We start from the raw sequence: 18034 nt of genomic DNA, 5'->3' as shown, positions 1-18034 counted from the left end.
GACGATACGCCAGACGGGGCCCATTCGAAACCTGGCAGCTTTGAAGGTGTGAAAAATTACTACCTTTGTCGCTGTTTATAACAAAAACAGCGATGAACGGCTATCTGATCCTACTTATCATTGCGGCTTACTTCGGAGTGTTGATGCTTATTTCCCGGATTGCCGGGCGAAGCAGTTCGGGAAACGCCTCGTTTTTTCTCGGCAACCGGACGTCACCTTGGTATGTCGTCGCCATCGGCATGGTGGGGACATCGGTCTCCGGAGTCAGTGTCGTTTCTGTCCCCGGCATGGTCCGTAGTACGGATATGACGTATATGCAGGCGGTATTCGGTTTCGTAATCGGCTATATTGTTGTGGCAAAAGTGCTGCTTCCTCTTTATTACCGCCTAAGACTGACCTCTATCTATACCTATCTTCAGCAACGCATCGGGGAGAGGAGCTATAAGACCGGCGCTTCGTTCTTCCTACTCTCCAAAACAGTCGGTTCCGCAGCGAAGCTCTATCTGGTCGTACAGATCCTACAAACATATATTTTCAATGCCTGGCATATCCCGTTTGCCGCCACGACGGCGCTTTGCGTGCTTTTCGTCTGGCTATACACCTACCGGAGCGGTATCCAGACGCTGATCTGGACGGATACTTTACAGACAATCTGCCTGGTATCGGTACTCCTGGTCATGATCTGGCAGGTGAAAGAACACATGGGACTGGATTTCGGAGGTATGATGCAAACCATCACCTCTAGCCCCCATTGCCGGATCTTCGAATTTAATGACTGGGGAAGTACGCAGCATTTCGCCAAGCAGTTTCTTAGCGGTATCTTCATCGTTATCGTCATGACCGGGCTGGATCAGGATTTAATGCAGAAAAATCTCTCCTGCCGGAACCTGAAAGAGGCGAAGAAAAACATGTATTCCTATGGAGTTGCCTTCATCCCTTTCAATCTGCTCTTCTTCTTCCTCGGCATCCTCCTGCTCGCCTTTGCAGCCCAACAGCAGGTTACGCTTCCGGCCGCAAACGACGATATCCTTCCGATGTTCGTCACATCCGGGCTGTTGGGTAATACGATCCTGGTCTTCTTCACCATCGGCATCATTGCTGCGGCCTTCAATAGCGCCGATTCGGCTCTCACAGCCCTCACGACCTCCTTCTGCATCGACATTCTCGGCATTGAAAAGCAGGAAACCGCCAAAGCCCGGCGCCTACGGATCAAAATCCATGCATTGATCTCCGCCCTTTTCATCGTCATCATCCTGCTCTTTAAGGCATTCAACAACCAAAGCCTGCTGGATGCTATTTACCGGCTGGTCTCCTACACCTACGGGCCCTTGCTCGGACTGTTTGCTTTCGGCTTATTTACCAAAAGATTTCCGCGTGACAAATTTGTTCCCTATATTTGTATCGCCTCTCCTATCCTCTGCTATCTTATCGAGACAATTGTGAAAGAAGCGGCCGGCTACCGGTTCGGATACGAGATGCTAATGTTGAACGGCTCCATCACCTTCGCGGGTTTATGGCTTGCCTCTATTAATCATGGAAAAATAACCTCCGATGGAAATAAAGAATGCAGTATTTGAAATAAGTAATACCGATATAAGGAAATGCCCTCCGGGCAATCGGTTCGAGTTCGCTTTTATCGGACGCTCCAATGTGGGAAAGTCTTCTTTGATCAATATGCTGACCAACCGCAAGAAGTTGGCCATGACCTCGCAAACGCCGGGCAAGACTCTTTTGATCAACCATTTCCTGATCAACGACGAGTGGTATCTCGTAGACCTTCCCGGCTACGGCTATGCCAAACGGGGCAAGGAAGGACGTGAAAAACTGCGCAAAATTATTGAAGACTATATCCTCGAGCGGGAGCAGATGACCAATCTTTTCGTTCTGGTCGACTCACGCCTGGAGCCCCAGAAAATCGATTTGGAGTTTATCGAATGGTTAGGAGAAAATGGGATTCCCTTTTCTATCATCTTCACCAAGATCGATAAACTCAGCCGGGGGAAAGTCGCCGAAAATGTAGAAAAATTCAAGAATATCCTATTAGAGAAATGGGAGGAACTGCCCCCGATCCTGCTCTCCTCCGCCGAAAAAGGCACCGGACGGGATGACATCCTGAGACATATCGAAGAGATCATTCAATCGTTACAGCAATAGAACGCAATCGTTCATCCCTTATTTAAAAACAAATCGCTATCTCTATGCAAATTTGTAGTTGCACTCCAAATCCGCTCGAAATTTTTATCGGCCTTGCCGGACAATAAGATCTAAAATCCGGGTAGTTCGGGCGCCGCTCTCGGCCGTGGAAGGGCAGAGACCGGTTCCCGTCAGTTCGTTTACAATCGTTTCGATCAGGGGTTGCTGAACATGCAGAGGCTTGGGAAAGTCGTATGAAACCGGATCGACGCCATCAACTGCCACCCGGATCGGATCGAATGAGAAAATGCCGAACCGGATATTCCCCTTGGTACCTATAATCTGAACCGATTCTTCCTCTGCGGTTTTCGGAGAGACAAAGCAATACTGCATACTACCCGTTATGCCCGACTTGAATAATAAGACTGTCGAAAAAGTATCTTTTACCTCATACAACTTCCCCCGGTTGGTCGCAAAAGATTTTACCTCTTCAATATCACCAAGTAGAAAATCCAGGATATCCAAGGAATGGGGAGCGAGATCGAAGAAATAGCCTTCTCCGGCGATCTCCTTCTTCACACGCCAGGTTTGCGTCTCGGCGCTGAGGTCGGAGGCATCCGGCGAGCGATAGTGGCGGACCTCGACCGTCAACAGTTCACCGAGAACCCGGCTGTCTATGATTTCCTTGACTTTTTGAAAATAAGGAAGTCCCCTGCGATAAAAGGCAGGAAACAATCGCTGCCCCGTCTCTTTCGAGACTTGAAGTAGTTCGAGGTATTCTTCGTAGTTCATGGTGATAGGCTTCTCGACATAAATGGGCTTACCCGCTCTCATGGCTTCTATCGCATACTGTTTATGGGTATTGGGGGGAGTGGCAATATATACAATATCCACCTCATCGTCATTGATCAAACGCTCTGCATCCGTATACCATTTCTTCACATGATGTCGTTTCGCAAAATCTTCGGCTTTCTTGCCATCGCGTCGCATGACGGCGATCAATTCGGAGTATGCCGTCTTGTAAAAGGCGGGGCCGCTTTTTACTTCGCAAACATCTCCGCAACCTATAATTCCCCATCTGACTATTTTCATATCAATCTGTTTTTTTTTATCTTTTGCGGAATTTCTATTCCAATCTCCATTCCTCTTTCCATCTTATCACAAATCGATTTCCCTCGAATTCGACAGGCAACCAGATATACCTTCCGTCAATGGCATTTTCCGGTGTCCAACGGTCTCCCAGATATATAAATTTACCGGGATGTCCTTGAACGGGTAGGATGTAAGTACTTTGCGAATGAAACGTCAGATCGGCATCTTCGCCGACGCAGGGATTCCCCAGTTCTTTCCATTTTCCAAAGATGGAATCAGCTACGGCGGAGCGGGCGGCGTTCGGCGCCCATCCCGTACAACCGGACATCATCAAATAATATTTGCCGTCTTTTTTAAATAGAGCGGGAGCTTCCATGAAACGTCCGATAAAAAAACGCGCATACTTCCCCGTATAATTCAAATAGTCATCCGTCAGTTGGGCGATATGAAGCGTACTGTTTTCTTCCGACGAATAGATATGATAAGCCGTCCCGTCCTCATCGACAAACAAATTCATATCCCGGGCCATTTGTCCTTTTCCAAAATCGCGTTTGACGATATTCATCGAATCGGGATGCTCCGGCAGACGGTCCCCGGGAAACCGAAGTCCTTCGGCTTTACTGGACTTCTCTTTTAATTCATCGGGATAGTTCACCGCCCAATATCCGGCATTTGGTCGCACCGCCTTAAGATATTGGTAAGGGCCGCAAACCTTATCACTCACCGCGATTCCGGACAAAGCCCCCGTGTACCCTGCTCCTTTCGGCTCGAGATGAAAATACATGACATATTTTTTCGTTTTTTCGTTATAAATCACTTTAGGACGTTCCAAAATGCATCCCCTCTCTATATCGCTGCCCGAACCTTCCGGAGCGACGGACAACGCAATCCCTTCGTCCTTCCAATTGTATAAATCTTTCGAGGAGTAACAGTGCACGCCTACATTGGCGACATTTCCCTTCTCTCCCTCAGTCTTATGTTCGCCGAACCAATAATATTTCCCTTTCTCAAACAAAATTCCTCCGCCATGGGCATTGATATGTACTCCATTATTATCCGGCCATAATTCTCCCGGTTTGAAAGAATGGTTTTTACCGTTGGCGGAACAAGAGAGAATCGCCATAAATGCCAATAAAATAAGCAAACCTTGAGGCAAGGTCATTAATCGGGTTTTCACATTCATAAGTCTTTATTTAAAAGGTTATTCCATCCATTTTGCAAACTTCAGGCACATAGGTTTGCCTCGTAAAATATCCCGTTGGATATCAGTCAGAAAACCGGTTTCCGGATCGATATGAAACAATTGGATACGGTTTTCATCCCGGCTCGCCACAAGAAGAAACTTTCCATTCGGTGAAATTACGAAATTCCGCGGATGCTTCCCACAAAGTTGATATCCCGCTTTGGAGAGCGTACCGTTTTTTTGATTGATCGAAAAGATGGCAATCCCATCCGCTTGCAGTCGGTTGGAGGCATAAAGGAAACGTCCGTCGGGCGACACATGGATATCGGCGCTTCCGCGGGCCCCTATCGTATCGGCGGGAATTGTCTGTTTCAGGGTTAGATTGCCGTCATTATAATCGTAAACAACCACTTCTCCAGAAAGCTCCCCCAGCACATACAAGTACTTACCGTTGGGATGAAAGTCAAAATGACGCGGTCCCGTACCGGAAGGAGTTGCAAATTTAGTCAAGCTACGCTCTGAAAGAGCCGGCTGTTCTTCATCTGCCGTCTCCACAGCTTGCAGCCGGTAGAGATTATCCGTTCCCAGATCGGCGGCGAATAGAAACCGTCCGTCGGGAGAATACCTCACGCTATGCAAATGAGGCTTATCCTGTCGGCTCTTATCCGGCCCTGAACCCTCGAACGGCATCAACAAATTCAATTCTCCCAAAGTGCCGTCCTCCCTGACAGGAAAAGAGGAGATGCTCCCACCTCCGTAGTTAGCCGTCTGTACACTCTTTCCGGAAGGATCGACCGTAATATAGCAAGGATTATCGCTTTTCGTAGGTTGGGAATTGAGTTGGGTAAGTGTACCGTTTCGCTTATCAAAAGCGAAAGCAAACGCAGCGCTACTCTTATCCTTATTCCGCCCTACAGAATAGACAAAACGTTCATCGGGACTTACCGCCAGATAGCCGGGCTCATCCACGTCCACCCTACTTACCGAATCCGTCTTCCCTGATCCTGCATTAAATTTATATACATAGATTCCTCGACTCCCACTGCCGGAAGTATCAGTCCCCACCAAAAGAAACCATTCGTCACTTTCAGTCCATTCTATATTTGCAGCTTCAACTGAAGGACGAAGCATAGATCCCGAAAGCAAAAGTAGCCCCAAAATGCGTACCCATGCGATTGTTTTATCCATTCCCATTGCCAAANGCAGACGGTCCCCGGGAAACCGAAGTCCTTCGGCTTTACTGGACTTCTCTTTTAATTCATCGGGATAGTTCACCGCCCAATATCCGGCATTTGGTCGCACCGCCTTAAGATATTGGTAAGGGCCGCAAACCTTATCACTCACCGCGATTCCGGACAAAGCCCCCGTGTACCCTGCTCCTTTCGGCTCGAGATGAAAATACATGACATATTTTTTCGTTTTTTCGTTATAAATCACTTTAGGACGTTCCAAAATGCATCCCCTCTCTATATCGCTGCCCGAACCTTCCGGAGCGACGGACAACGCAATCCCTTCGTCCTTCCAATTGTATAAATCTTTCGAGGAGTAACAGTGCACGCCTACATTGGCGACATTTCCCTTCTCTCCCTCAGTCTTATGTTCGCCGAACCAATAATATTTCCCTTTCTCAAACAAAATTCCTCCGCCATGGGCATTGATATGTACTCCATTATTATCCGGCCATAATTCTCCCGGTTTGAAAGAATGGTTTTTACCGTTGGCGGAACAAGAGAGAATCGCCATAAATGCCAATAAAATAAGCAAACCTTGAGGCAAGGTCATTAATCGGGTTTTCACATTCATAAGTCTTTATTTAAAAGGTTATTCCATCCATTTTGCAAACTTCAGGCACATAGGTTTGCCTCGTAAAATATCCCGTTGGATATCAGTCAGAAAACCGGTTTCCGGATCGATATGAAACAATTGGATACGGTTTTCATCCCGGCTCGCCACAAGAAGAAACTTTCCATTCGGTGAAATTACGAAATTCCGCGGATGCTTCCCACAAAGTTGATATCCCGCTTTGGAGAGCGTACCGTTTTTTTGATTGATCGAAAAGATGGCAATCCCATCCGCTTGCAGTCGGTTGGAGGCATAAAGGAAACGTCCGTCGGGCGACACATGGATATCGGCGCTTCCGCGGGCCCCTATCGTATCGGCGGGAATTGTCTGTTTCAGGGTTAGATTGCCGTCATTATAATCGTAAACAACCACTTCTCCAGAAAGCTCCCCCAGCACATACAAGTACTTACCGTTGGGATGAAAGTCAAAATGACGCGGTCCCGTACCGGAAGGAGTTGCAAATTTAGTCAAGCTACGCTCTGAAAGAGCCGGCTGTTCTTCATCTGCCGTCTCCACAGCTTGCAGCCGGTAGAGATTATCCGTTCCCAGATCGGCGGCGAATAGAAACCGTCCGTCGGGAGAATACCTCACGCTATGCAAATGAGGCTTATCCTGTCGGCTCTTATCCGGCCCTGAACCCTCGAACGGCATCAACAAATTCAATTCTCCCAAAGTGCCGTCCTCCCTGACAGGAAAAGAGGAGATGCTCCCACCTCCGTAGTTAGCCGTCTGTACACTCTTTCCGGAAGGATCGACCGTAATATAGCAAGGATTATCGCTTTTCGTAGGTTGGGAATTGAGTTGGGTAAGTGTACCGTTTCGCTTATCAAAAGCGAAAGCAAACGCAGCGCTACTCTTATCCTTATTCCGCCCTACAGAATAGACAAAACGTTCATCGGGACTTACCGCCAGATAGCCGGGCTCATCCACGTCCACCCTACTTACCGAATCCGTCTTCCCTGATCCTGCATTAAATTTATATACATAGATTCCTCGACTCCCACTGCCGGAAGTATCAGTCCCCACCAAAAGAAACCATTCGTCACTTTCAGTCCATTCTATATTTGCAGCTTCAACTGAAGGACGAAGCATAGATCCCGAAAGCAAAAGTAGCCCCAAAATGCGTACCCATGCGATTGTTTTATCCATTCCCATTGCCAAACCAACTTTTATCCGTAAAAGTAGGATATTTTTTTGAAGATTTAGGCAGAACAGGTATCCTTAGAGATTTTCGTCCATATTATTCCTTTTGAAATTTGCGGGCAGATATAAAATGCCTATGTCCTGTTGTTTTACATTTACAAAATCACATGAACAGTGTATGTCCACCCTTTTTATTAATAAATAGTACCTTTATAATAGACCTCGTCCCAGTTACTAATACCTAACGTTGATTTATATTTTTCTTTCACATTGTCCCAATCCGAAGTTTCAAAAGCACGATATACCTCCCATATAGGTTTTTTGCCGAGAGGGTCGCCTTGGGTATCATAATATTTCCTCAAGCCTAAACGTAATCCCTCCTCTTCATAAGCATCTGCCCATAGATGATATTGAAATGCCGTTACATTTTTCATTCTGATTACTTTTTCCCATCGAACAAAAGTTGCCAGCCATCGTTTACTTCAGCCTGAGTCAATTCATTTATTTTTTGCGCGTTGGCAGTACAAACAGTAAATACGGAAAGGAATAAACTACCCAAAAGACACTTTAATAAACCTTTTCTCATGTGATTATTTTTCATTTATGATTTCCTATTACAAATATAGATGAAACCGCATGGATTCTTACATCAACAACCATTAATAAAATATCATCTTTTTTCTGCCTGTATGTCTTCACATCAGTTGAAATATTACCTGTATGTGGGTTCCATAATTCAATATTTTTAATTGAACATCTGCAACAATATTCATTTGATTGAACGCTTTATTTAGGATTTCTTTTGTCACTGTCTTTACAAACATGATCTGTCCGCCTTTATTGTTCGACTTCGAAAGATCTATTGTTATTTTTTCCGAAGCATCCCAATCCTCCTTTCCCGGCAAAAAACATCAAAAGGTAACCGTAAATTAATAAAAATGAAGTTATATTGAGATATACTTCATTTATTTTAGCTGCGTACAATATGCAGTTAAAATGTTTGAATCATTAGACGAAAATATCTGGAAATCCTGTTTGAAAGGAGATCGAAAAGCGTTCGAAGAACTATACAAACGGTATTATTCTTTGATCTATAATTATGGATGTAAATTTACGGTAAACCGGGATTTAGTAAAGGAAAGTATCCAAAACTTATTTATTAAAATGATCACCAATCACCAATCTTTATCAGAAACGCATTATGTAAAGGGTTATTTGATAAAAGCATTCAGGAATATTTTATATGACACGTTAAGCCGGGAACAGTTACGTGAAGCACAACATATATCCTCAGATGAGTTTCTTTTATTCGAAAAAGAGCTACTCCTTTTTCCCGATGAATCGTTGTTGACGGACAATATGATAAAGATGAGGAGTGCTTTCTTAGAACTGTTACCCCGCCAACAAGAAATCCTGTACTTGTATTATATAATGGAAATGAGCCACACCGATATTGCTAAAGCACTGAATATCGGCCACCAATCCAGTAAGAACTTACTTTCACGTTCTCTTATTAAGCTCCGCGAATATTTTTTTGAAAAAAAGAGAAAAGATGAATTGAGATCCGCCAGGCTTGAAAACGACTTTTGCTATTCTGAGTTTTCAGATAGTTTGAGTTGGTTTCATCTTGTTATGCAAAAAAATCCTAAAATAAAAACAGGATGAGTACGCTCCGCCTTTTTTATCGTATTAATGATAAAAAAGGAAAGAGATGGGTATTCAAAAGGAAAAAGACTCACAAGATGAATTATTTAAGCGGAATGCCAGGCAGTTAGCAGCAAAAGTAAAAGTAAGCGAATCATGTACGGATGATTCTGATAATACCTGGAGGGAGCTTGAAGAACATCTCTACCTTATCCATACACAAAAACAAAAACAACTGCGCCGGAAGATCCTATTGGTTTCGTCTATAGCCGCTTGCTTTTCCCTTTTAACTGCCCTATCCATCTGGCATTTTATACCCTCTTTTGAACAGTCCGCTTTAGCCGAACTAAGCGCATTCTCCAAAGACGAAAGACCGGGCAAAGAAATCTCATTGATCGCTCTCAATAAGCAATTCTCGTTGCAGAACGGATCAACAGTTACTTATGGTAAAAACGGGACGCTTTCAGTCAACCAAAAACAGATTAACAGGCCGGCAAACTTACCGGCTACGGTTTCATCCAACGATTTGAATCATCTGATTGTCCCCAAAGGAAGACGGGTGCATATTACGTTATCGGATGGAACCAAATTATATGTAAACGCGGGAAGTCATGTGGTGTATCCTACGGTATTCAATAAGTCAAGGCGTGAAATTGCCGTGGAAGGAGAAGCCTATCTGGAGGTCTCCCATCAACGCGAATGGCCTTTTTATGTACAGACAAACGGATTTAACGTAAGGGTATTGGGGACAACCTTTAATATTTCCGCCTACAAAGAGGAGGCTGTAGCTGCTGTTACTTTAGTGGAAGGAAGCGTCGAGATAGAACGTAAAGATAAAAAGATAAAGCTCACTCCCGACCACATCGCTTTTATCTCAGCCGACGGGATGAGTATGAAAAAGGTGGATGTCTTTAAATATATCTGTTGGAAAGACAATATGATCCTGTTAAATAAAGATTTGTTAGGCTCCGTGCTGAAACGGCTTTCCCGTTATTACGGAGTCACTATTTCGTATGACACGGAAGTAACGAATATCCCTCTCTCCGGTAAACTGGACTTAAAAGACGATATCGGCACCGTACTTTCCACGATTGGAGAGTCGCTGAACTTGTATTGCCTGAAAAGAGATGATTCGGACTTTTATTTTTCAACTAAATGAACTAAAACAAAATAGCCTATAGAAAAGAATCGTAGCAAAAAAAGACCGGATAATATAGCCGTATTATCCGGTCGGTAAAAGATCTCTCTAAATAATTGTAATTCAAAGAATCATTAAACAAAAGTATGAAAAAAAAGAAGAAGTACGACCGAAAGAGGAGTAATTATCTGAAAAAATTATGCTTGCTGGCATGCTTATCCTTATTGCCTGCGGCCCAAGCGATTTCATCCAATGGGATACAAAAGGAACAGCCAAGCGAGAGCATGACTACCGAAACATTGCTGGATCTGTTTTCTTATATAGAGAAGCATAGCCAGTATATCTTTATCTACCATGGTTCGAATATTAATCTGAACCAGCGGATAAGAGCTGATTTAAACCATAAATCGGTAACACAACTCCTGGACGAAGCATTCGCCGGAACAAACCTTAGCTATTCGGTTAAAGACCGGCAGATCATTGTAAAACGGGAAGAGAAGGCACTTTCCGCATCACAGAGCCCAACCCAGGGAGAAACCCCGAAGAAAACGATCCAGGTGCGCGGTGTCGTAAAAGATAAGTCGGGACAGCCTTTAATTGGCGTCAACATTATTGTAAAAGGATCTGTCAAAAGAGGCATAACGGATATGAACGGTGGTTTCACACTGCAAGAAGTAGATCCGAATGCCATGATCCAATTTTCCTATGTCGGTTACAGAACGCAGCAAACAGCTGTAAAACCGGTTTTGTCTGTCATCTTGCAGGAAGATGACGAGACACTGGATGAGATTGTCGTAGTGGGTTATGGAACGCAGAAAAAAGTAAATCTGACCGGTGCGATTGAGCAGGTAGGCAGTGAAGTTTTTGAGAATCGTTCGTTGGCAAATGTGACCCAGGCATTGCAGGGGAGCATTCCCAATCTGAATCTTAAACTGGAAGATGGAAAACCGACACGTTCCGCCCAGTATAATGTCAGAGGGACGACCTCGATCGGCCAAGGAGGAAGCGCATTAGTTTTGATCGACGGCGTGGAAGGCGATCCATCACTGCTGAACCCGAACGATATCGAAAGCGTAACCGCACTAAAAGACGCCGCTTCTTCCGCCATATACGGAGCGAGAGGTTCTTTCGGTGTCATTTTAATAAACACGAAGAATCCGGTAAAAGGAAAAACGAATGTGAATTACACCGGAAATTTTTCTCTGCAAGCACCTTCTCATACACCCGATTTTGTAACCGACGGAGTCACATGGGCGGAACATTTCCGGGCAGCCTACGTAAACTATAACAATGCGTTACCGACAACGGCTAATAATATGCAAAGTTACTCCGACCAATGGTTAGAAACATTCAAACAGCGAAAAGCAGAAGGCAATACAACAGAAGTAGAAACGAATGCAAATGGTTCGTTCACCTATTACGCAAACACCGATTGGTATGGTTTATTATATAAAGACCAGGTATTCGCCCAAGATCATAATCTCACGATTTCCGGAGGAAGCGAAAAATCGGACTTCTTCATCTCCGGACGGTTTTACGATTATGACGGGCTATACAATTATAATCCGGACACCTATAAATCGCTTAATCTAAGAGCAAAAGGATCTCTTCAGGTCTTTGATTGGTTGAAAGTATATAATAATATGGAGTTCTCCAATGCAGATTACCACAGCCCTTTTGTTTCTTCCTACAGTTATAACGTACAGCGATATATAGAACTTGCTTCGTTTCCGTCGATCCCTTTATATAATCCTGACGGCAGCTTTACAAGGTCAGGGGCCTATTCACTCGGAGCATTTATATCCGGGACCAACGAACAAGATACGGGAAATAAACTTTTAAAGAATACAACAAGCTTTGCGGCAAACTTTCTGAATAATAAGTTACATATAAAAGGTGATTTTACGTTCCGGTATAAGACATACGACAAAGCGAGAAAACGATTGCAAGTACCTTATAGTGATAAGGAGAATGTGGTTTCGTATGTAGGCACTGCTTTCAATGATTTTACGGAAGAGAATTCCAAGACAAACTATACCGCGACCAACCTATACGCCGAATATGAAGATACCTTCAACAAGAAACATTATGTAAAGGGTATGATAGGCTATAACTATGAAACATCACGGTATAAACAATTGAGTGTCTTGCGTAATGGCGTTTTGCTGGAAAATGCAGAAAGCATCAATTTAGCGTTGGGAGAATCGATTACAACCTCGGCCAACGCGCAGAACTGGAAAATTCTTGGTGCTTTCTTCCGCTTGAATTATGGATTCGACAATCGTTATTTACTGGAAGTAAACGGACGGTATGACGGATCCTCCAAGTTCCCTTCTAACGAACAATATGCTTTTTTCCCTTCTGTCTCGGCCGCATGGAGAATTACAGAAGAGCCTTTCTATAAAATAGACCGGAATATTTTATCGGATGCCAAGGTGAGAGTTTCTTACGGATCACTGGGTAATGGAAACATCCCTCCGTATAGCTTTATGGAATTGCTGAGTATCAATACTTCCGGACGCGTATTAAACGGAGCAAAAAACAAATACACCAGCTCCCCCGCTGTTGTACCCAACTCTCTCACATGGGAAACCGCTACGACCTCTAACCTCGGGCTCGACTTAAGTTTCTTAAATGGAAGAATGCGTTTTACCGGTGATTATTATGTACGCAAGACAACGGATATGTATACGGTAGGCGTCACCCTGCCGGATGTCTTCGGGGCGACTTCCCCTAAGGGCAATTATGCGGACATGACCACCAAAGGCTATGAAATTTCACTCGCCTACAATGATCAATTCACCTTGGCAAACAAACCTTTTCATTTTGAAATTCGCGGAACCCTGCACGACTATCAGTCGACCATCGACCGGTATAATAACCAAACCATGAGCTTGAGCGATTATTACGAAGGGATGACGATTGGTGAAGTCTGGGGATATAAAACAGACGGCCTATTTCAGTCGGAAAGTGAAACAGAAAGTTATGTAAACACGATCTTTAAATCCAGTGTAGATGGTAAATGGAAACCGGGAGATTTAAAGATTGTCGACCTGAATGGGAACGGGAAGATCGATTATGGCGATAATACGCTGGAGAATCATGGAGATAAGGTAATTGTGGGAAACACGGAACCTCGTTATATGTATAGCGCGACCTTCAGTGGAAGCTGGAGCAATTTCTTCTTCTCTGCGTTCTTTCAAGGCGTCGGCAAGCAAGATTGGTTCCCGGGTAAAGAATCCAGCTTCTGGGGACAATACAACCGGCCGTACAACAACGTACCCAAATGGCATTTAAATAATTACTGGACAGAAGATAATCCGAATGCTTACCTGCCTCGCTACTCCACGTATAATGCCGCCCTGGGATGGAACGACATCGCTACGGATCGTTACAAACAGAATATCGCCTACTTACGATTAAAAAACCTGCAGTTCGGCTACACGTTCCCTAAACAGTTGGTGAGTAAAGCAAAAATACAGAATCTAAAGGTTTATGTAAGCGGCGAAAACCTGGCTAGCTGGTCTCCTTTATATAAACGAACCAAAGATTACGACGTGTCGAATGTTGCCGGATCGACTGATTCTGATTTAAACAGTAACAGTATGGGAGATGGGAATAGCTATCCCTTGATGAAAAGTGTTTCATTCGGCTTATCTGTCACCTTTTAATAATTGTCAAATATGAAAACAAAAAATATATTCATGTGTTTGCTCTCGCTCTTTATCTTAGGCTCGTGTGACCTGAATGAAGAGCCGATAACCGAAGTGGGGAAAGACGCGATCTTTAGTTCGGAAAAAGGGCTTCAGACCTATGTTTATTCTTTCTATAATATGCTCCCGACAGGGACTGAACTTCATTACCTGGAATCAACATTAGTCGATTACGGAGCGACTAATTCAATAAATAACTACGTCAATCTGAATGCATATAGCGAGACAACCGGCAGCGGTTGGTCATGGAGTGCCTTACGAAATGTCAACTATTTTATTGCAAACTGTACGAACGAGAATATGGAGGAGAAAGTCCGCAATAACTACATTGGAATTGCCCGTTTTTTCCGGGCTTATTTTTACTTCGATATGGTTAAGACATTTGGCGATGTACCTTGGATAGACAAGCCACTGGATTCGGATGATGAAGCATTATATAATCCGCGGGACTCCCGCGAGCTGGTAATGGAAAATGTGTATGCCGACCTTCAATTTGCCTGCAATAACATTACCGTAACCTCGGACGCCACTACTTCGATGGTGACGAAATGGGTTGCTTACGCATTGGCTGCCCGGGTAAGCTTGTTTGAAGGTACCTACCGCAAATACCATCAATTAAGCTTAGCCACTTCGGCAGATACCTGGCTGAAGAGAGCGGTTGATAATTCAGCGTACATTATGAATAACTCCGGTAAAAAGCTCTATACTGCGGCAGGAGTTGCAACCTCTTACCGAGCTTTATTTACAACCGACAACCCCCTTTCCGATGAAATATTGATGGCGGTATGTTCCAGCGCCGAACTGAGTGTCTATCATGATGCCAATTGGAAATGGACCTCCCCGACCTATGGAACGCGAATGAACTTAATCCGCCCTTTTATCAATACGTACCTGCAGGTAGACGGAACTCCTTACACGAGCAAAGCGGGTTGGGAGTCGGAAGACTTTTACCAGGAGTGCCAAAACCGGGATTACCGGTTATCACAAACCATCCGTACGCCGGGCTACAAAAGAGAGGGTAATCTAGCGCTACCTGAATTCGGCGGTTATGCCCGGTTGGGATACCAGCCGATCAAACTCTGTGTAGACGGGACGAATGGAGACACCAAAGCACTTAACACCAATGCCTTGTCCTTATTTCGTTATGCGGAAATACTGCTGAATTATGCCGAAGCAAAGGCCGAATTAAATACGTTAACGGATGAAGATTGGGCTAAAACAGTCGGGGCATTACGCAAAAGAGCCGGAATAACCGGAGGGCTGGCGACAAAGCCTGCGGTTGTAGATCAATATTTGCAGGCTACCTATTTTCCCTCCGTTCCCGATCCTGTCATTTTAGAGATCCGGCGGGAAAGGGCCGTTGAGTTAATCCTTGAAGGTTTTCGTTTTGATGATCTCAGGCGTTGGAAATGCGGCGGATTGCTGAAAATGAGCTGGGCCGGGATGTATATTCCTTCGGTGAATACAGCATTGGATATGGACCGAAACGGCACTCCCGATGTTATTTATTACACCACAACGGCCGGCCTTGAAGCGGCTAAGGCAACGATCGACTGGAATAAATATAAAGCAACTTGTGCAACGGTATTGGTTAGTAGTGATCCGGCTTCGTCCAACATCCAGATAGTGAAGTCCGGTTCAGGCTATTACCTGACATGGAATACCCAAAACGACAACAAGAAAGTTTGGGGAGAAAAGCAATACCTCTATCCGATCCCTTCATTGGTTATGGTGAAAAATCCGAAGATCGAACAAAATCCGGGATGGGAAGACGGAGCGGCAAATGATGGAAATTAACTAATATACAGGCTTCTTAGCGGGGGTTAAATCGGGTTCTACTTCCGATTTAGCCCTCTTTGGTTTGGAGGGAGTCTCTGTCCCTGGAGAATGAATTTACTCACAGGGGACAGGGATTATACTCGCCAGGGCCAATTTATTAGCGATTATTCTTGTTTTTATATGTGGAGGCCTCGGAAATTCATAGATAAGCGGATCACCTCTATCCGTGATTACACGGATCAGAGCAAATGAAAAGATACTGAAACGGATCTCTCCCTCGGATTGCGTGTGGAGATCGTGAAACCAGTTTATTAATGGCACAACCGGTTCACCTAAAACCTGTATAACAAAAGAAAGAAGGGATTTAATTATTTTTGTTGAAAGCTTCTCCGGCTTGAGAATAAACGATTCAATTATTGGAATACCCTTACATAATCCAACAGATATTCCTGGGGAAGTGAGGCAAGATCGATCCCCTGCTGACCTCCCCAGGTTCCGCCGAAGGCAAAGCTCAGGATCAGATAGAACGATTCGTTATAAGGCCACGATCCCCAATCTTCCCCTTCGCCGGAAAGGGAAAAAACTTTTTGGTTGCCCACATACTAGTCCAACTTATCCTTCGACCATTCGAGGGCATAGACATGAAAATCAGCCGTCACATCCGACAGGGAAATCGCAGTTCCCAGGCTGCCTTTTTCCCGGTGGACGGTAAAATGCACCTTGTCAGGCATATAACCGACATGCTCCATAATATCAATTTCCCCGCTTTTAAGCCATCCACCATGAACGGAATAGGTCGGCATCATCCAAATAGCCGGCCAACTGCCGAGGCAAAGAGGCAATTTAGTGTACTTACCCGATCCTCCTTGATACGGAGCGATTCTTTCCGAAACGGCATACCCTTTAAGAAAAAAACAAACAGAAATAATATCGAAAGCGGCAAACAGGTCTTCATTGTATCAGAGATTTTAAATGGGTACTAAAGCGCCTAAAGAAACAAAAAAATTAAATTACTTTGCAGCTGTCAGCATAAATATCCGCTATTTTTTTGCATAACCGAAGCCACTTTCCGAGAGAACTGGTTGTCCTTCATCTGTCGCTCCCGTAGCATGCAGCCGATAGAGACTATCCGTCCCCAAATCGAAAGCGAACAAAAACCGTCTGTCGGGAGAATACCTTACACTATGCAGATGAGGCTTATCCTGCCAGCTCTTATCCGGTCCTGAACCTTCGAACCCTATCAACAAATTCAATTTCATCAAAGTACCGTCTTCCCGGACCCTACATTGAATTTATACATATAAATTCCCCGACTCCCCCCATCGGCAGTACTGGCACCCACCAACAGAAACCATTCGTCACTTTCAGTCTGCTCTGAAGTTGCCCCTTTAACCGAAGAAGCAAGTGCATTTTCCGAAAACAAAATTTCCCGGCCGCTTTAAAAATTGCTTTCATCATCTGTTCTCTCCCGATTCATTGCACCCGAATAATACTCTTTCTTTTTCCATTTCGTTAAATCGTTTATTTCATTCACATAAAAATATATGTTGGAAAGGATACTAATAGACAAGAAAAGGAAAGAAGAATAAAAATAATCTATAAAAGTTTCAATATATTGCAACTTTCGTTATATTTGCACTATGAAAAGAAAAGTAATAGCGTTCGGTCGATATTATAAGGAATTTCTTGCTACATTGACAGAAAAGGAAGTTTTAAAGGTGAAATATATACTTTCGTTGCTTGAAACAGAAGACCGTTTGCCTATAAAGTTCATAAAATCTATACGGGACGGACTGTATGAACTCCGTATAGAATACAATAGCAATATTTATCGTATCTTTTTCATTTTTGATGATGGACAAATAGTTATTTTATTTAACGGTTTCCAAAAGAAAACGCAAAAAACCCCACCATTAGAAATTGAAAAGGCTCTAAAAATAAAGGAGAAATATTATGAATACAAAAGACAACATGCTGACTGATATTAGTGCAGAACTTAATAAAGAGTTTGGAACACCGGGGACCCCCGAGCGAGTAAAGTTCGATGAAGAAGCATATGCTTTTTATACAGGCCAGATATTACTGGGTGCAAGACGAGAAGCTAAAGTAACGCAATCTGAACTTGCAAAAAGAATCAATGTAACTAAATCATATATTTCGCGCATCGAGAATGGATCTATAAATCCAAGTGTTGCTACATTCTATCGAATAATGAATGCTCTCGGACTAAGGATTGAAATTGTAAAACTAATAGCAGGCATGTAAAGAGACTGTCCAAAAAGTCGGACAGCCCCTTATTTTATCCATTTTCATCATCCATCCAACTTTTATCCGTAAAAGTAGGATATTTTTTTGAAGATTTAGGCA

At 43.9% G+C, this 18034-nt stretch carries 17 protein-coding genes; 8 read left to right on the top strand and 9 right to left on the bottom strand.

The features are described 5' to 3' along the window. Nucleotides 1-92: 92 nt before the first annotated feature. Nucleotides 93-1577, top strand: coding sequence for a sodium:solute symporter (locus tag BQ8014_RS02660; RefSeq protein WP_080903009.1), 1485 nt, complete (start codon nucleotides 93-95; stop codon nucleotides 1575-1577). Next, nucleotides 1552-2154 carry a ribosome biogenesis GTP-binding protein YihA/YsxC gene (gene yihA, locus BQ8014_RS02655; protein ID WP_080903008.1) on the top strand — a complete coding sequence of 201 codons (603 nt, stop codon included), beginning with the start codon at nucleotides 1552-1554 and terminating at the stop codon, nucleotides 2152-2154. Before BQ8014_RS02660 ends, yihA begins: the two co-directional genes overlap by 26 nt. An 84-nt stretch (nucleotides 2155-2238) precedes the next feature. Here the strand turns inward: yihA and BQ8014_RS02650 are convergent, their stop codons facing one another. From BQ8014_RS02650 to BQ8014_RS19310, 6 genes are all read right to left on the bottom strand, one after another. Continuing rightward, nucleotides 2239-3225, bottom strand: coding sequence for a Gfo/Idh/MocA family protein (locus BQ8014_RS02650; RefSeq protein WP_080903007.1), 987 nt, complete (start codon nucleotides 3223-3225; stop codon nucleotides 2239-2241). A gap of 34 nt (nucleotides 3226-3259) precedes the next feature. Beyond that, on the bottom strand, nucleotides 3260-4348 hold the full coding sequence (locus BQ8014_RS02645; RefSeq protein WP_200814444.1) for a glycoside hydrolase family 43 protein: 1089 nt from the start codon (nucleotides 4346-4348) through the stop codon (nucleotides 3260-3262). Nucleotides 4349-4426: 78 nt separating this feature from the next. Further along, nucleotides 4427-6211 carry a beta-propeller fold lactonase family protein gene (locus BQ8014_RS02640; protein ID WP_234997962.1) on the bottom strand — a complete coding sequence of 595 codons (1785 nt, stop codon included), beginning with the start codon at nucleotides 6209-6211 and terminating at the stop codon, nucleotides 4427-4429. Between the two features lie 18 nt (nucleotides 6212-6229). Next, nucleotides 6230-7405, bottom strand: coding sequence for a lactonase family protein (locus tag BQ8014_RS02635; RefSeq protein ID WP_234997961.1), 1176 nt, complete (start codon nucleotides 7403-7405; stop codon nucleotides 6230-6232). Nucleotides 7406-7587: 182 nt separating this feature from the next. Next, nucleotides 7588-7827 carry a DUF5722 domain-containing protein gene (locus tag BQ8014_RS02630; protein WP_080903006.1) on the bottom strand — a complete coding sequence of 80 codons (240 nt, stop codon included), beginning with the start codon at nucleotides 7825-7827 and terminating at the stop codon, nucleotides 7588-7590. Between the two features lie 5 nt (nucleotides 7828-7832). Beyond that, on the bottom strand, nucleotides 7833-7979 hold the full coding sequence (locus BQ8014_RS19310) for a hypothetical protein (RefSeq protein WP_234997960.1): 147 nt from the start codon (nucleotides 7977-7979) through the stop codon (nucleotides 7833-7835). A gap of 410 nt (nucleotides 7980-8389) precedes the next feature. Here BQ8014_RS19310 and BQ8014_RS02620 point away from each other — a divergent pair, with 410 nt between their 5' ends. From BQ8014_RS02620 to BQ8014_RS02605, 4 genes are all read left to right on the top strand, one after another. Next, complete coding sequence (locus BQ8014_RS02620; RefSeq protein ID WP_080903004.1) at nucleotides 8390-9058, top strand: RNA polymerase sigma factor; 669 nt, start codon at nucleotides 8390-8392, stop codon at nucleotides 9056-9058. Nucleotides 9059-9104: 46 nt separating this feature from the next. Beyond that, the gene (locus tag BQ8014_RS02615) at nucleotides 9105-10196 is read left to right on the top strand and encodes a FecR family protein (RefSeq protein ID WP_080903003.1); all 1092 of its coding nucleotides are present in this window, start codon (nucleotides 9105-9107) and stop codon (nucleotides 10194-10196) included. 125 nt (nucleotides 10197-10321) lie between these two features. Then, on the top strand, nucleotides 10322-13846 hold the full coding sequence (locus BQ8014_RS02610) for a TonB-dependent receptor (RefSeq protein WP_080903002.1): 3525 nt from the start codon (nucleotides 10322-10324) through the stop codon (nucleotides 13844-13846). Nucleotides 13847-13858: 12 nt separating this feature from the next. Next, nucleotides 13859-15685, top strand: coding sequence for a RagB/SusD family nutrient uptake outer membrane protein (locus tag BQ8014_RS02605; protein ID WP_080903001.1), 1827 nt, complete (start codon nucleotides 13859-13861; stop codon nucleotides 15683-15685). A gap of 395 nt (nucleotides 15686-16080) precedes the next feature. Here the strand turns inward: BQ8014_RS02605 and BQ8014_RS02600 are convergent, their stop codons facing one another. From BQ8014_RS02600 to BQ8014_RS02590, 3 genes are all read right to left on the bottom strand, one after another. Then, entirely contained in the window at nucleotides 16081-16266 is a 186-nt protein-coding gene (locus BQ8014_RS02600; protein ID WP_080903000.1) for a LamG domain-containing protein, read from the bottom strand. Nucleotides 16267-16269: 3 nt separating this feature from the next. Beyond that, entirely contained in the window at nucleotides 16270-16509 is a 240-nt protein-coding gene (locus tag BQ8014_RS02595; protein ID WP_255376292.1) for a glycoside hydrolase family 16 protein, read from the bottom strand. A 198-nt stretch (nucleotides 16510-16707) separates the two neighbouring features. After that, nucleotides 16708-16959, bottom strand: coding sequence for a beta-propeller fold lactonase family protein (locus BQ8014_RS02590; RefSeq protein ID WP_255376319.1), 252 nt, complete (start codon nucleotides 16957-16959; stop codon nucleotides 16708-16710). A gap of 348 nt (nucleotides 16960-17307) precedes the next feature. Here BQ8014_RS02590 and BQ8014_RS02580 point away from each other — a divergent pair, with 348 nt between their 5' ends. Together BQ8014_RS02580 and BQ8014_RS02575 are read left to right on the top strand one after the other, a co-directional pair. Then, nucleotides 17308-17649, top strand: a complete 342-nt coding sequence (locus BQ8014_RS02580) for a type II toxin-antitoxin system RelE/ParE family toxin (RefSeq protein WP_080902996.1) — start codon at nucleotides 17308-17310, stop codon at nucleotides 17647-17649. Next, a complete protein-coding gene (locus BQ8014_RS02575; RefSeq protein ID WP_080902995.1) occupies nucleotides 17621-17932 on the top strand; it encodes a helix-turn-helix domain-containing protein in 312 nt (103 codons plus the stop codon). Before BQ8014_RS02580 ends, BQ8014_RS02575 begins: the two co-directional genes overlap by 29 nt. The last annotated feature ends 102 nt before the right edge of the window (nucleotides 17933-18034 follow it).

It is taken from the genome of Parabacteroides sp. Marseille-P3160 (assembly GCF_900162725.1).
In the GTDB taxonomy this organism is placed as follows: Bacteria; Bacteroidota; Bacteroidia; order Bacteroidales; family Tannerellaceae; genus Marseille-P3160.
The sequence above is the reverse complement of the archived record's forward strand: the minus strand, read 5'-3'. Positions and strand labels throughout refer to the sequence as shown.